The sequence below is a fragment of the Natronococcus sp. JC468 genome, from assembly GCF_012163165.1.
In the GTDB taxonomy this organism is placed as follows: Archaea; Halobacteriota; Halobacteria; order Halobacteriales; family Natrialbaceae; genus Natronococcus; species Natronococcus jeotgali.
In genome coordinates, this window is the sequence record NZ_JAAVUO010000012.1 from 59,708 (window position 1) to 72,468 (window position 12,761).

General features: G+C 67.9%; 14 protein-coding genes and 1 pseudogene. 11 read left to right on the forward strand and 4 right to left on the reverse strand.

What is annotated here, in order from left to right; genetic code table 11:
- The first annotated feature begins 2 nt into the window (after window positions 1-2).
- The 6 genes from GWG54_RS09450 to GWG54_RS09470 all read left to right on the forward strand — a co-directional run bounded on the left by GWG54_RS09450 (window position 3) and on the right by GWG54_RS09470 (window position 4,167).
- Window positions 3-185: a DNA-directed RNA polymerase subunit K gene (locus GWG54_RS09450; protein ID WP_008424457.1), complete on the forward strand. Its 183-nt coding sequence runs from the start codon at window positions 3-5 to the stop codon at window positions 183-185.
- Complete coding sequence (gene eno, locus GWG54_RS09455) at window positions 182-1,393, forward strand: phosphopyruvate hydratase (protein WP_167937533.1); 1,212 nt, start codon at window positions 182-184, stop codon at window positions 1,391-1,393. The genes GWG54_RS09450 and eno overlap by 4 nt, the downstream gene beginning before the upstream one ends.
- On the forward strand, window positions 1,390-2,172 hold the full coding sequence (gene rpsB / locus GWG54_RS09460; protein ID WP_008424443.1) for a 30S ribosomal protein S2: 783 nt from the start codon (window positions 1,390-1,392) through the stop codon (window positions 2,170-2,172). The genes eno and rpsB overlap by 4 nt, the downstream gene beginning before the upstream one ends.
- Window positions 2,173-2,249: 77 nt before the next feature.
- The gene (locus GWG54_RS21175; protein ID WP_280842096.1) at window positions 2,250-2,378 is read left to right on the forward strand and encodes a hypothetical protein; all 129 of its coding nucleotides are present in this window, start codon (window positions 2,250-2,252) and stop codon (window positions 2,376-2,378) included.
- 53 nt (window positions 2,379-2,431) lie between these two features.
- On the forward strand, window positions 2,432-3,418 hold the full coding sequence (gene mvk, locus GWG54_RS09465) for a mevalonate kinase (protein WP_167937534.1): 987 nt from the start codon (window positions 2,432-2,434) through the stop codon (window positions 3,416-3,418).
- Window positions 3,415-4,167, forward strand: a complete 753-nt coding sequence (locus tag GWG54_RS09470; protein ID WP_167937535.1) for an isopentenyl phosphate kinase — start codon at window positions 3,415-3,417, stop codon at window positions 4,165-4,167. Before mvk ends, GWG54_RS09470 begins: the two co-directional genes overlap by 4 nt.
- Before the next feature lie 30 nt (window positions 4,168-4,197).
- Here the strand turns inward: GWG54_RS09470 and GWG54_RS09475 are convergent, their stop codons facing one another.
- Window positions 4,198-5,469 (reverse strand): hypothetical protein, encoded by a 1,272-nt coding sequence (locus GWG54_RS09475; protein WP_167937536.1) that lies wholly within the window; start codon window positions 5,467-5,469, stop codon window positions 4,198-4,200.
- Window positions 5,470-5,832: 363 nt separating this feature from the next.
- Here GWG54_RS09475 and GWG54_RS09480 point away from each other — a divergent pair, with 363 nt between their 5' ends.
- Together GWG54_RS09480 and idsA3 are read left to right on the forward strand one after the other, a co-directional pair.
- A complete protein-coding gene (locus GWG54_RS09480) occupies window positions 5,833-7,185 on the forward strand; it encodes a ribonuclease J (RefSeq protein WP_167937537.1) in 1,353 nt (450 codons plus the stop codon).
- A 1-nt stretch (window position 7,186) separates the two neighbouring features.
- Window positions 7,187-8,236: a geranylfarnesyl diphosphate synthase gene (gene idsA3 / locus GWG54_RS09485; RefSeq protein ID WP_167937538.1), complete on the forward strand. Its 1,050-nt coding sequence runs from the start codon at window positions 7,187-7,189 to the stop codon at window positions 8,234-8,236.
- Between the two features lie 40 nt (window positions 8,237-8,276).
- Here the strand turns inward: idsA3 and GWG54_RS09490 are convergent, their stop codons facing one another.
- On the reverse strand, window positions 8,277-8,687 hold the full coding sequence (locus GWG54_RS09490) for a response regulator (RefSeq protein WP_167937539.1): 411 nt from the start codon (window positions 8,685-8,687) through the stop codon (window positions 8,277-8,279).
- A gap of 222 nt (window positions 8,688-8,909) precedes the next feature.
- Between GWG54_RS09490 and GWG54_RS09495 the strand changes: the two genes are divergently transcribed.
- Window positions 8,910-9,356, forward strand: coding sequence for a response regulator (locus GWG54_RS09495; protein WP_167937540.1), 447 nt, complete (start codon window positions 8,910-8,912; stop codon window positions 9,354-9,356).
- Between the two features lie 92 nt (window positions 9,357-9,448).
- Window positions 9,449-11,182: a glutamate--tRNA ligase gene (locus tag GWG54_RS09500; RefSeq protein WP_167937541.1), complete on the forward strand. Its 1,734-nt coding sequence runs from the start codon at window positions 9,449-9,451 to the stop codon at window positions 11,180-11,182.
- A gap of 53 nt (window positions 11,183-11,235) precedes the next feature.
- Here the strand turns inward: GWG54_RS09500 and GWG54_RS09505 are convergent, their stop codons facing one another.
- Window positions 11,236-11,433, reverse strand: coding sequence for a hypothetical protein (locus tag GWG54_RS09505; protein WP_008424424.1), 198 nt, complete (start codon window positions 11,431-11,433; stop codon window positions 11,236-11,238).
- A gap of 37 nt (window positions 11,434-11,470) precedes the next feature.
- A complete protein-coding gene (locus tag GWG54_RS09510) occupies window positions 11,471-11,956 on the reverse strand; it encodes a DUF456 domain-containing protein (RefSeq protein WP_167937542.1) in 486 nt (161 codons plus the stop codon).
- Window positions 11,957-12,033: 77 nt separating this feature from the next.
- On the opposite strand from GWG54_RS09510, the pseudogene GWG54_RS09515 reads away from it, so the two are divergent.
- Window positions 12,034-12,755 (forward strand): annotated as a pseudogene (locus tag GWG54_RS09515) (SDR family NAD(P)-dependent oxidoreductase).
- Window positions 12,756-12,761 lie beyond the last annotated feature (6 nt).

The following is a 12,761-nucleotide window of genomic DNA, read 5'->3' on the forward strand; positions in this document are numbered from 1 at the left end:
CGATGCAACAGGAACGCCACAACCGATACGAGAAGGCGCGGATTCTGGGCGCTCGAGCGCTGCAGATCTCCTACGGCGCACCGGTGCTGATCGAGACCGACCGGAGCGAGCCGATCCTGATCGCCGCCGAGGAGTACGACGCGGACGTCCTGCCGTTTACGGTACGACGGGGTGGCAAGCGGTGACGCTGGTCACCGACGTCCGGCTCCGCCGAATCCTCGACTCGCGGGGCAACCCCACGGTCGAGGCCGACGTCATCACCGAGAGCGGCGGCTTCGGCCGCGCCGCGGCACCGAGCGGCGCGAGCACCGGCGAGTTCGAGGCGATCGAACTACCGGCCGGCGAGGCGATCGCCGCAGCCCGCGAACACGCCGTCCCGCGGCTCGTCGGCGAGACCTACGCGGGCAACCAGCGCGAGATCGACGCGGCGCTTCGGGCCGCCGACGGCACCGACGACTTCTCGAAGATCGGCGCCAACAGCGCGGTCGCGATCTCGATGGCCGCCGCGAAGGCCGGCGCCGACGTGCTCGGCGCGCCGCTCTTTCAGCACCTCGGCGGGACCTTCCGCGGGAACAACTTCCCGATCCCGCTGGGCAACGTCGTCGGCGGGGGCGAACACGCCGCCGACGCGACCGACATCCAGGAGTTCCTCGCAGCGCCCGTCGGCGCGCCGAGCGTTCAGGACGCCGTCTTCGCCAACGCGGCCGTCCACGGCGCAGTCGCGGACGTTCTCGAGGAGCGCGACCACCCCTCGGGGAAGGGCGACGAGGGCGCGTGGGCGCCCTCGATCGACGACGAGGAGGCCTTCGAGATCGTCGACGAGGCCGTCTCGACGGTCGAAGACGAGGTCGGCTTCGAGATCCGATTCGGGCTCGACGTCGCGGCCGCCGAGATGTACGACGCCGAGTCAGAAACCTACGAGTACGACTCCGCCGGCGTCAGCCGCGACACCGACGAGCAGATCGAGTACGTCGCGGACCTGGTTCGGGAGTACGACCTCGCCTACGTCGAGGATCCCCTCGACGAGAACGACTACGACGCCTTCGCCGAGCTCACCGACGCGGTCGGCGAGCGGACGCTGGTCTGTGGCGACGACCTGTTCGTCACGAACACCGAGCGGCTCCGCGAGGGTATCGATCGCGACGCGGCCAACAGCATCCTGATCAAGCCGAACCAGATCGGGACGCTCTCCGACGCCTTCGACGCGATCGAGCTCGCGAGCGAGCACGGCTACGACTCGGTCGTCTCCCACCGCTCGGGCGAGACCGAGGACGCGACGATCGCACACCTCGCCGTCGCGACCGACGCGCCCTTCATCAAGACGGGCGCCGTCGGCGGCGAGCGAACCGCGAAGCTCAACGAGCTCATCAGAATCGCAGACGACGCGACATGACAGAAAACGACACGACCCAAGAAGGGCTCGACGCCGCCGACGAGGAGATCGACGAGGAGCCGGCCGAAGGGCCCGGCCCCGCCGCCGAACCCGACGAGGACGTCGAGCCAGCAGCCGAACAGCCCGCCGACGCCGACGAGGCCGAGGCCGAAGACAATGCGGGGCCGACCCTCGACGACGACGTTATGAGCGACGAGGAGGCCGACCTGCTGATCCCCGTCGAAGACTACCTGGGCGCCGGCGTCCACATCGGCACCCAGCAGAAGACCAAGGACATGGAGCGGTTCATCCACCGCGTCCGGACCGACGGGCTCTACGTGCTGGACGTCTCGAAGACCGACCAGCGGATCCGCACGGCCGCGGACTTCCTCTCGAACTACGACCCCGAGCAGATCCTGGTCACCTCGAGCCGCCAGTACGGTCGGTTCCCTGCCGAGAAGTTCGCCGAGGCCGTGGGCGCCCGCGCCCGCACCGGCCGCTTCATCCCCGGCACGCTGACGAACCCGAAGTACGACGGCTACATCGAGCCCGACGTCGTGGTCGTCACCGACCCGATCGGCGACGCCCAGGCCGTCAAAGAGGCGATTACGGTCGGCATCCCGGTCATCGCGATGTGCGACTCGAACAACCAGGTCAGCAACGTCGACCTGGTCGTCCCCACGAACAACAAGGGTCGCAAGGCCCTCTCCGTGGTCTACTGGCTGCTCGCCAACGAGGTTCTCGACCGCCGCGGCGCCGAGCCGTCCTACGCGCTCGAGGACTTCGAGAGCACGGTCTAAGGCGTTCGATACCGTTTTTCTCGCCGTCAGTTGGATCGAAGCGATAGGGTTAGGTTCCTCTCGTTCGAAGCGAAGGCATGCTCGAGCACGTCTTCGAGTTCGAAACGGAGAAGATACCGTTGCCGGTGATACTGTCGACGGTCGGCCTGATCGCGATCTTCGCGGTCGGCATCGTCTATCGGCTGGTCGCCGTTCTCCTCCTGTAGCCCGCGCGGGCGACACAGTCAACTATTAACCGTCGTCGTTCGAACGGCCGGGTATGACACGCTCGAGCGCCCCCGGCAAGGTCTATCTCTTCGGGGAGCACGCGGTCGTCTACGGCGAGCCCGCGGTGCCGTGTGCGATCGAACGGCGGGCACGCGTCGGCGTCCGACGACGCGCCGACGGGAAGCTCCGCGTCCACGCGGAGGATCTCAGCCTGGACGGGTTTACGGTCGAGTACGGCGGGAGCGCGGACGGGCAACCCGACGTCGACGTCCCCGAATCGCTGGTGACGGCGGCGATGGGCTACGTCGACGGCGCGATCGAACAGGTCCGAGAGGTTACCGGCGAGAGAGAGGTCGGCTTCGACGTCACCATCGAGAGCGACATCCCGCTGGGCGCGGGACTCGGTTCCTCGGCGGCGGTCGTCGTCGCCGCCATCGACGCCGCGACCAGAGAACTCGGCGTTACCCTCGAGCCCACCGAGATCGCCGAACGCGCCTTCAGGACGGAGTACGAGGTTCAGGATGGACAGGCCTCCCGCGCGGACACCTTCTGCTCGGCGACGGGCGGGGCGGTCCGCGTCGAGGGCGAGGACTGCGGCTCGATCGAGGCGCCCGACCTCCCGCTGGTGATCGGGTTCGACGGCGGGGCAGGCGACACGGGCGAACTCGTCGCGGGAGTGCGACGGCTCCGCGAGGAGTACCCCTTCGCCGAGGACACCGTCGGCGCGATCGGCGACGTCGTCCGCAACGGCGAGGACGCCCTCGAGGCGGGCGACCTCGAGGAGCTCGGCCGACTGATGAACTTCAACCACGGGTTGCTGTCGGCGCTGGGAGTGTCCTCGCGCTCGCTGGACGCGATGGTCTGGGCGGCCCGGGACGCCGGCGCCCGCGGGGCGAAGCTGACCGGGGCGGGCGGCGGGGGCTGTATCGTCGCGCTCGATCCGACCGACGAGACCGAGACCGCCCTCTCGTACACGCCCGGTTGCGAGGAGACCTTCCGGGCGGAGCTCGCCGATTCGGGGGTGAAGCGACTCGAATGATCGTCCTGAAACTCGGCGGCAGCGTCGTCACCGACAAGGACCGGGCCGAGACGCTGGACGGGGAGGCCCTGGATCGAGCCGCGGACGCCGTCGCCGACGCGCTCGCGGCCCCCTCGGAAGCGCTCGCGGAGGGGCTCGTCGTCGTCCACGGCGGCGGTAGCTTCGGCCACCACAACGCCAGCGAGCACGGCGTCAGCACGAGCGCGGGCACCCGCGACCCGACTGCGGTCCACGATATCCACGGCGCGATGACGACGCTGAACCGGTTCGTCCTCTCGCGGCTGCTCGAGCGGGACGTTCCCGCGGTTCCGGTCCACCCGTTCTCGGCGGGCCACCGCGACGCCGCCGGCGAGCTCCACCTGCCGACGGGGCAGGTCGCGACGCTGCTCGCGGAGGGGTTCGTCCCCGTCCTCCACGGCGACGTGATCGCCCACGCCGGCGAGGGCGCGACGATCGTCAGCGGCGACGAACTCGTGGCCGAACTGGCGGCCGACCTTGAGGCCGATCGGATCGGACTCTGCTCGACGGTTCCGGGCGTGCTCGACGCCGACGACCGGGTCGTCGAGCGGATCGAATCTTACGGGACCGTCGCGGACGTGCTGGGCGAAAGCGCGTCGACGGACGTCACCGGGGGGATGGCGGCGAAGGTGCGAGCGTTGCTCGAGCTCGAGGCCGACGCCTCGATCTTCGGGCTCGAGGGGCTGGAGCCGTTTCTCGAGGGTGCGGAGCCGGGGACGACGATCGAGTAGTCGAACCGAGGTCGGAGCCCGCCGTCCACGTCAGCCGTCGAATCGGTCGGCGAGCCGGTACGAGACATCCGTCAGGTAGGTCGTCCCGAGCGTCGCGGCTACGACGGCGCCGACGAGGTTGAACAGCAGGTCGCCGACGGTGTCGTCGATGCCGTGCTGGGCGAGGGCCGCGTGAAATCCGAACCGCTGGGCGGCGAGCCCGAGGGCGAACTCGGCGAGTTCCCAGACGACGCCGACCGCCAGCACCGACAGCAGGATGAACGCGAACATCGTTTTCACTGGGAGGTACACCTCCTCGGTGTGGAGGTCGACCGCGCGCACGATCGTGTACCCCGTCGCCGCCACGAGCGAGGCTGACATCGCGTGGGTGAGGCTGTCCCACTGGCCGAGGATCCCGTACAGTCCGGCGGAGCCGAGCGCGTGGAGAAACGCCGCCGCGGTCAGCCAGACGACGAGTTCGGGTTCGATGGGCAGTCGGTAGTTGCGCTCGAAGAGCGCGGGCAGGTAGGTGACAGCCAGGGCGATGCCGGCGTTGGTGATCGTCGTCACGTCGCGGGCGACGAGTCCGTACGCGAGGAGGGCGGCGAGCGCGAGTTGCATCGCCCACGAGAACTGCCTGATGCGGTCCTCGGAGACGCCGAGCCGATCGCGGACGAGCGACGGCGTCGGATCGGGTTCGTCCTCGGGCGCTTCACGGGAGGCGTCGGCGCTCGCGATCGGAGCGAGCGAGCGCCGGCGGAGATAGCCGGTGAAGAGCACGCCCGCGACCGCGCCGGCACCTGCTGCGTACAGAAAGTCGATCATCATCGCGTGGTTGGCGGCGTCCTGGCTCCGATCGCCCACGAGGTAGGCCGTTCCGAGCGTCGCGTCGGCGATCCACTGGGCGATGTTCCAGGTCGCCCCGACCGCCAGCGTCGCGATGACGACGAGCGCGACCGCGAACGGGCGGTTCATCCGGACCGCCGTGAAGGTGTGGACGTCGACGGCGGCGATCAACGCGACCGCGGCGACGGCGAGGTAGACGGCGATCGGCGAAATGACGCTCTCGCCGAGGATCGCCGCGTCGACGACGGGAATCGCCACCAGCGCCAGCAGTTCCCACGGCGGGACGGCGTACGGATCCCGGAGCGCGACCGCGGGCAGGACCGTCAGCGCGATCGCCAGCGCGCTGAGGAAAAACCAGCGGTACGAGCCGACGGCGCCCTGTCGAACGGTGATCGCTGCGAGAAACGCAACGACGAGCCAACCCATCGCCACGTTCCGCCTTGTCTCTCCCGCGTCGTCGAACCGATCAGCTCCCATGGGGGAGACACGGTTCGGCTTCCCTAATCGGTCCGGGTTTATACGGCAGCGGCCGAACGGTACCCAACCAAGGACCCGGCGAACGGAAGCGATCCGGCGTTTCTGAACCGGTGTAACTGATCGTCGTGTTGACGGAAAACCCAACCCACTGCGTTTTTAACACCCGAGCGTGTAGGTAGGGCTAACGTACCCGCGGGCAAGTGCGTTCGCGGTTCACAGCGTCGCTGTGGACTGTTCGGCACGGAACGCCGCACGAACGCATAGCGGGATGGCCGACGCGCTGTAAGACGCCGGGGCCGCACAACCGGGAGTCCGCGGACCGTTTCAGTGAGAGTCCACACGCGGCTTTCAGTGCTAGCAACTATGGAAATCGAAATTGCAACGATCGGCGGTTACGAGGAAGTCGGACGGCAGATGACTGCCGTTCGCGCCGGGGACGACGTCGTCATCTTCGACATGGGCCTGAACCTCTCGCAGGTTCTGATCCACGACAACGTCGAAACCGAACGGATGCACAGTCTCGATCTGATCGACATGGGCGCTATTCCGGACGATCGGATCATGAGCGACCTCGAGGGCGACGTGCAGGCGATCGTCCCGACCCACGGCCACCTGGACCACATCGGTGCTATCTCGAAGCTGGCCCACCGATACGACGCACCGATCGTCGCGACGCCGTTTACGATCGAACTCGTCAAACAGCAGATCGAGGGCGAACAGAAGTTCGGCGTCGAGAACGACCTCGTGAAGATGGAGGCCGGCGAGACGATGTCGATCGGCGACTCCGGCAAGGTCGACCTCGAGTTCGTCAACGTCACCCACTCGATCATCGACGCGATCAACCCCGTACTCCACACTCCCGAGGGTGCGGTCGTCTACGGGCTGGACAAGCGCATGGACCACACGCCCGTCATCGGCGACCCGATCGACATGGAGCGGTTCCGCGAGATCGGCCGCGAGGGCAACGGCGTCCTCTGTTACATCGAGGACTGTACGAACGCGAACAAGAAGGGACGCACCCCCAGTGAGAACGTCGCCCGCGAACACCTCCGCGACGTCCTCTACAGCATGGAGGACTACGACGGCGGGATCGTCGCGACGACGTTCTCGAGTCACATCTCTCGGGTGACGAGCCTCGTCGAGTTCGCGAAGGACATCGGCCGCCAGCCCGTTCTCCTCGGACGTTCGATGGAGAAGTACTCCGGCACCGCGGAGCGACTCGACTTCGTCGACTTCCCGGACGATCTGGGGATGTTCGGCCACCGCAAGTCCGTCGACCGCACCTTCAAGCGGATCATGAACGAGGGCAAGGAGAACTTCCTGCCCGTCGTCACCGGCCACCAGGGCGAGCCCCGCGCGATGCTCACCCGGATGGCCCGCGGCGAGACTCCCTACGAGCTGGACAACGGCGACAAGGTCGTCTTCTCCGCGCGGGTCATCCCGGAGCCGACCAACGAGGGCCAGCGCTACCAGGCCGAGAAGCTGCTGGGTATGCAGGGCGCCCGCGTCTACGACGACATCCACGTCTCGGGCCATCTTAACCAGGAGGGCCACTACGAAATGCTCGACGCGCTCCAGCCCCAGCACGTCATCCCTGCCCACCAGGACCTGAGCGGATTCTCCAGCTACGTCAACCTCTGCGAGAGCGAGGGCTACCAGATGGGACGGGACCTGCACGTGACGCGCAACGGCAACCTCATCCAGCTTGTCGAGTGATATGACAACTCCCGAGGCACGCGAGGAAGCGGTGCTCGAGGCGGTCGGTCAGCGCCGCGAGCTGGTCAACGAGGCGATCCCCGAGGAACTGCCGATCCAGCGCCCCGAGCGACTCTACGAGGCCTCGCGATACCTGTTGGACGCGGGCGGCAAGCGGCTCCGTCCGACGGTGCTGTTGACGACCGCGGAGGCGCTGGCCGACGTCGAACCGCTCTCCCGCGAGTACCGGGAGTTCCCCACCCTGGACGGGGATCACATCGATGCGATGGCCGCCGCCGTCAGCGTCGAGGTCATCCAGTCATTCACGCTGATCCACGACGACATCATGGACGACGACGACCTCCGCCGGGGGGTTCCGGCAGTCCACCGCGAGTACGACCTCGAGACGGCCATCCTCGCGGGCGACACGCTCTACTCGAAGGCGTTCGAGATCATGCTCGAGACGGGCGCCGAGCCGGACCGGGCGGTCGACGCCCTCGAGGTGCTGGCGACGACCTGTACGAAGATCTGCGAGGGCCAGTCCCTGGACGTCGACTTCGAGCAACGGACCGACGTCACGCCCGAGGAGTACCTCGAGATGATCGAGCAAAAGACCGCCGTGCTCTACGCCGCCTCGGCCGCGCTGCCGGCGATACTGCAGGGCGCCGACGAGGAGACGATCGACGCGCTGTACGGCTACGGGCTCGACATCGGTCGCGCCTTCCAGATCCACGACGACGTGCTCGATCTGACCGTGCCGAGCGAGAAGCTCGGCAAGCAACGCGGCAGCGACCTGGTCGAGGAAAAGCAGACGCTGATTACGGTTCACGCCCGGGAGCGGGGCGTCGACGTCGAGGAGCTGGTCGACACGGAAGACGTCGACGCCGTGACGGAGGCCGAGATCGACGACGCCGTCGGCGAACTCGAGCGCGTCGGCTCGATCGAGTACGCGGCCGACCGCGCACGCGAGCTCGTCGATCAGGGGAAGAACCGACTCGAGGTGTTGCCGGACAACGAGGCCCGCGAACTCCTCTGTGACATCGCGGACTACCTGATCGAGCGCGGCTACTGACCGCACCGATCGTCCTCGGAACCGACGGTGGCGGTCCGTCTCAGTCGGAACAGAACCGTTCGGCGAGACGACGACACTGCTCCGGTTCGGGCGGTTTCAGCACGTACGCCTCCGCTCGCGGCGGCTCCGATCGGATCTTCTCCAGTTCCGGCTGCGTTCCGGTTAACACGACGACCGGGAGGTCACGGAGCTCGGCGTCCGATCTGATCTCGGCCAGTACCGCCGCGCCGTCCGTTTTCGGAAGGTGCCAGTCGAGCAAGACGAAATCCGGTCTGGGCGCGTCCTCGTACGCTCCCCGCCGATGGAGGAACTCGAGCGCCTCGACGCCGTCGCCGACGACGTGGTAGGTACCCTCCAGTCCCGCGGTCTCGAACATCTCCCTCGCGAGTCGGACGTCCCCCGGGTTGTCCTCGGCTAAAAGTATTTCTCCCACACGCTTTGGTCCACCCATACCGAATTGACCGGACCGGGGCACATAAATGATACCACCGGATACGCGCTCGGAAACTCCGCCTCGAGCGGTGAGATCAGTTGGGCCCTACGGACCCTGAGACACACCTCACCCCTCCCTCAAGCGAAAATAGCGTACTCAATTACAGCTAACTGTGTAGGGGAAATCGAGTACCAACTGTGTAGGGACCGCCCTTACACACACGAGTCCCGAATGGAGCGTATGAACGACCACACGCCCACCGAACCGATCGACGTGCTCCTGATCGAGGACAACCCCGGCGACGTTCGACTCACGCAGGAAGCGTTCCGCACGACCGAGAGCGAGATCTCGTTTCGGGTCCTCGGCGACGGCGAGGCGGCGGCGACGTACTTCCGAGGGCTCGAGGACGGGGAGCCCCGCCCCGACCTGGTGTTGCTCGATCTGAACCTCCCGCGAAAGGACGGGATCGGCGTTCTCGAGGTGCTCGAGGAGGAACTCGACTACCCGCCGCCACCGGTGCTCGTGCTCTCGAGTTCGGACGCCGAGGCGGACATCGCCGAGAGCTACGCGAACGCCGCGAACGCCTACCTTTCGAAGCCGGACGTCATGTCGGAGTTCGCCTCGATGGCGGAGGCGATCGAGCGGTTCTGGATCGACACGGCGAAGCAGCCGCCCGCTCCCGCCTGATGACAGTGGAGTGAGCTACCGTTCCCGTCCGCCGAGAGTTCGGGGAGCCGACACCGCTGCGGTTTTGAGCGGGCGGCGAATACCCCACGGTAATGGACGCCGACTTGCGCGAACGGGTCGAACGCGAGGCCGAAAAGCACGCGCTGTTGAACGCGGTGAAACACGAGAGCGACGCCGACGTCGGCGCGATCATGGGGCCGCTGATGAGCGAGAACCCCGCCTTCCGGGAGCACGGGGACGAGATTCCCGGCGTCGTCGGCGGCGTCGTCGGGCGGGTCAACGACCTCGCCTACGCCGAGAAGCGGGACCGCCTCGAGGAGCTGGCTCCCGAGGAACTCGCCGAGATCGAAGCCGAGGACGAGGAGGACGAGCACGAGCTGCCGGACCTTCCCCGCGCGGAGGAGCACGACGAGATCCGGATGCGGTGTGCGCCGAATCCGAACGGGCCGTGGCACGTCGGCCACGCGCGGATGCCCGCCGTTATCGGCACCTACAAGGAGCGCTACGACGGCTGGTTCTGCGTCCGCTTCGACGACACCGACCCCGAGACGAAGCGACCCGACCTCGAGGCCTACGACGCGATCCTCGAGGACCTCGAGTACCTCGGATTCGAACCCGACGCGACGTACAGGGCCAGCGACCGTCTCGAGACCTACTACGATCACGCCCGAAAGCTGATCGACATGGGCGGGGCCTACACCTGCTCGTGTTCGGGCGAGGAGTTCTCGGAGCTGAAAAACGACGGTAACGCGTGCCCACACCGAGAGAAAGACGCCGAGACCGTCCTCGAGGAGTTCGAGGACATGATCGCGGGCGTCTACGACAGCGGCGAGATGGTCCTTCGAGTGAAGACCGACATCGAACACAAGAACCCCGCGCTGCGGGACTGGGTCGCCTTCCGGATGATCGACACCCCTCACCCCCGCGAGGAGGCGAGCGACTACCGGTGCTGGCCGATGCTCGACTTCCAGTCGGCGATCGACGACCACCTGATCGGCATCACCCACATCATCCGTGGGATCGACCTGCAGGACTCGGCCAAACGCCAGGGCTTTCTCTACGACTACTTCGGCTGGGAGTACCCCGAGGTCGTCCACTGGGGCCACGTCCAGATCGACGCCTACGACGTGACGATGAGCACGTCGACGATCGCCGAGCTGATCGAGAACGGGGAGCTCGAGGGCTGGGACGACCCGCGCGCGCCCACGCTGAAGAGCCTCCGGCGACGGGGCATCCGCGGCGAGGCGATCGTCGACGCCATGACCGGACTCGGCACCTCGACCAGCGACGTCGACCTCGCGATGAGTACGATCTACGCGAACAACCGCGAGTTGATCGACGAGGAGACCGACCGCCGGTTCCTCGTCCGCGACGGCACCGAGGTGCCGCTGGGCGGCAGTCCCCCCGACGAGGCGAACCCACCGCTGCACCCCAACCACGAGGACCGCGGCGTCCGCGAGATTCCCGCGGGCGACGCCGTCCTGCTCGAGCCCGCCGACCTCCCCGACCGCGAGGGACGCATCTGGCTCAAGGGGCTGGGCTGTTTCCGGTACACGCGCGACGCACTCCAGTACACCGGCGAGGACCTCGACGTCGTCCGCGAGGGCGAGGTCGACGTGGTCCACTGGGTCCCGGCCGCCGAGAGCGTCCCCGTCCGAATGCGGACGATGGACGGCGACGTGAGCGGGCGCGCCGAACCCGGCGTGGCCGACCTCGCCGCCGACGAGATGGTGCAGTTCGAGCGCGTCGGCTTCGCCCGGATCGATACCCCCTCCGACGAGGCCGACGGAAGCGAGACGATCCTGGCGTACTACGCGCATCCGTAGGCGAGACGGACGGCGGTAGTCCGACCCCAACGGGTCGAGCGGAACGGACCCGATCAGCCGCGTTCCTCGTCACTCTCTCGCGACTCTCCCTCGAGGAGGGCGTCCTCGCTGTCGGGGAGCGGGTCCGCGACGACGCCGTCCCGTCGACCGAGAACGCGGGCGTGGGCCGCGCAGACGAGCCTGTTCTCGGCCCACGGGACGTGGAGTTCGACGCAGGCTCGCCTGTCGCAGTCGTCCTCCGAGCAGTCCATGGGCGCGGTACGAGGGCCGGGGACTCAGTCGTTGCCCTCAGAGTACGAACACGGCGACGAGGAAGCCGAGCAGGATCGACAGCGTCAGCAGGACCTGCGCGGCCGTCGAGGCGAGAACGCCGAGCGTCGTGTACAGCGCCGATCGGGTGCTGGCGTCGACGCCGCCGCCGCGGACGAACTCGAGGGCGAAGACGGTTCCGAACAGTCCGACGAGCAGCCCGATCGGACCGGTGAGCAGCATGAGCGCGACGCCGACGACAGCGGCGGCGCCCGTCGTCGTCCAGGAGGCGCCCCCGGCCCGGGCGGCGATCGAGCCGCCGAAGAACTCGACGAATAGGGTGAGCGCGCCGAGGGTCAGCAACACGAGCAGGGAGACCAGGCCCGGCTCGGCGAAGCCGGAGCCCCACCAGTACAGCACGACGCCGCCGATCGAGAGCAGCCCGCCGGGGACGAGGGGGACGGCGGTTCCGACGACGCCGCCGACGAGCAGGGCGATCGCCAGGAGCGCAACCACGTCGACCATAGGGGATACCAGACGCGACGGCGGCAAAGGCGTGCTGCCTTCGGAACCGTTAGGGACGGCGCGTCGAACGGGTCGCTATGGACCGAGCGCGCGGTGCGATCGTCGTCGGCGCGTCCTCGGGATCGGCGAGGCGCTGGCCCGCGAGCTCGCCGCCGACGGCTACGAGGTGGGACTGGCGGCCAGACGCACCGACCGACTCCGGGAGATCGGCGACGAGCTTCCGACCCGATCGGACGTCGCGACGATGGACGTCGCCGACGCCGAGGACGCCCGCGAGCGGTTCGACGCGCTCGCCGACGCGATGCCGCCCGTCGAACTCGTCGTCGTCAGCGCCGGCACCGCCACCTTGAACCGCGGGCTGGCGTGGGAACCCGAACGGGAGACGATCGACGTCAACGTCCGCGGGTTCGCGGCGATCGCGACCGCGGCCGTAACACGCTTCGAGGAGCGCGGAATCGACGGCCACCTCGTCGGCATCTCCTCGGTGGCGGCCCGCTTCGCTAACGGCGGCGTCCCGGCGTACAACGCCTCGAAGGCGTTCGTCTCGACCTACCTCGAGGGGTTGCGCACCTGGGCTCGCGGACGCGATCCGGACGTGACGACCGTCGAGCCGGGGTTCGTCGACACCCAGCTGGCATACGGCTCGTTCTGGATGTGCTCGCCCGAGACCGCAGCAAAGCAGATCGCGCGGGCGATCCGCGGGGAGCGAACGCACGTCTACGTCACCCGTCGGTGGCGCCTCGTCGCGTGGCTCTTCGATCTCGTACCGAACGCGATCCTGCGGCGAATCCTCTCGTAGCCGTCG

What these genes read in the sequence shown, in the direction of transcription:
- GWG54_RS09450 (WP_008424457.1), top strand. Translation starts at nt 3, where the DNA reads ATGCAACAGGAACGCCACAACCGATACGAGAAGGCGCGGATTCTGGGC.
- rpsB (WP_008424443.1), top strand. Translation starts at nt 1,390, where the DNA reads ATGACAGAAAACGACACGACCCAAGAAGGGCTCGACGCCGCCGACGAG.
- GWG54_RS21175 (WP_280842096.1), top strand. Translation starts at nt 2,250, where the DNA reads ATGCTCGAGCACGTCTTCGAGTTCGAAACGGAGAAGATACCGTTGCCG.
- mvk (WP_167937534.1), top strand. Translation starts at nt 2,432, where the DNA reads ATGACACGCTCGAGCGCCCCCGGCAAGGTCTATCTCTTCGGGGAGCAC.
- GWG54_RS09470 (WP_167937535.1), top strand. Translation starts at nt 3,415, where the DNA reads ATGATCGTCCTGAAACTCGGCGGCAGCGTCGTCACCGACAAGGACCGG.
- GWG54_RS09475 (WP_167937536.1), bottom strand. Translation starts at nt 5,469, where the DNA reads ATGGGAGCTGATCGGTTCGACGACGCGGGAGAGACAAGGCGGAACGTG.
- GWG54_RS09480 (WP_167937537.1), top strand. Translation starts at nt 5,833, where the DNA reads ATGGAAATCGAAATTGCAACGATCGGCGGTTACGAGGAAGTCGGACGG.
- idsA3 (WP_167937538.1), top strand. Translation starts at nt 7,187, where the DNA reads ATGACAACTCCCGAGGCACGCGAGGAAGCGGTGCTCGAGGCGGTCGGT.
- GWG54_RS09490 (WP_167937539.1), bottom strand. Translation starts at nt 8,687, where the DNA reads ATGGGTGGACCAAAGCGTGTGGGAGAAATACTTTTAGCCGAGGACAAC.
- GWG54_RS09495 (WP_167937540.1), top strand. Translation starts at nt 8,910, where the DNA reads ATGAACGACCACACGCCCACCGAACCGATCGACGTGCTCCTGATCGAG.
- GWG54_RS09500 (WP_167937541.1), top strand. Translation starts at nt 9,449, where the DNA reads ATGGACGCCGACTTGCGCGAACGGGTCGAACGCGAGGCCGAAAAGCAC.
- GWG54_RS09505 (WP_008424424.1), bottom strand. Translation starts at nt 11,433, where the DNA reads ATGGACTGCTCGGAGGACGACTGCGACAGGCGAGCCTGCGTCGAACTC.
- GWG54_RS09510 (WP_167937542.1), bottom strand. Translation starts at nt 11,956, where the DNA reads ATGGTCGACGTGGTTGCGCTCCTGGCGATCGCCCTGCTCGTCGGCGGC.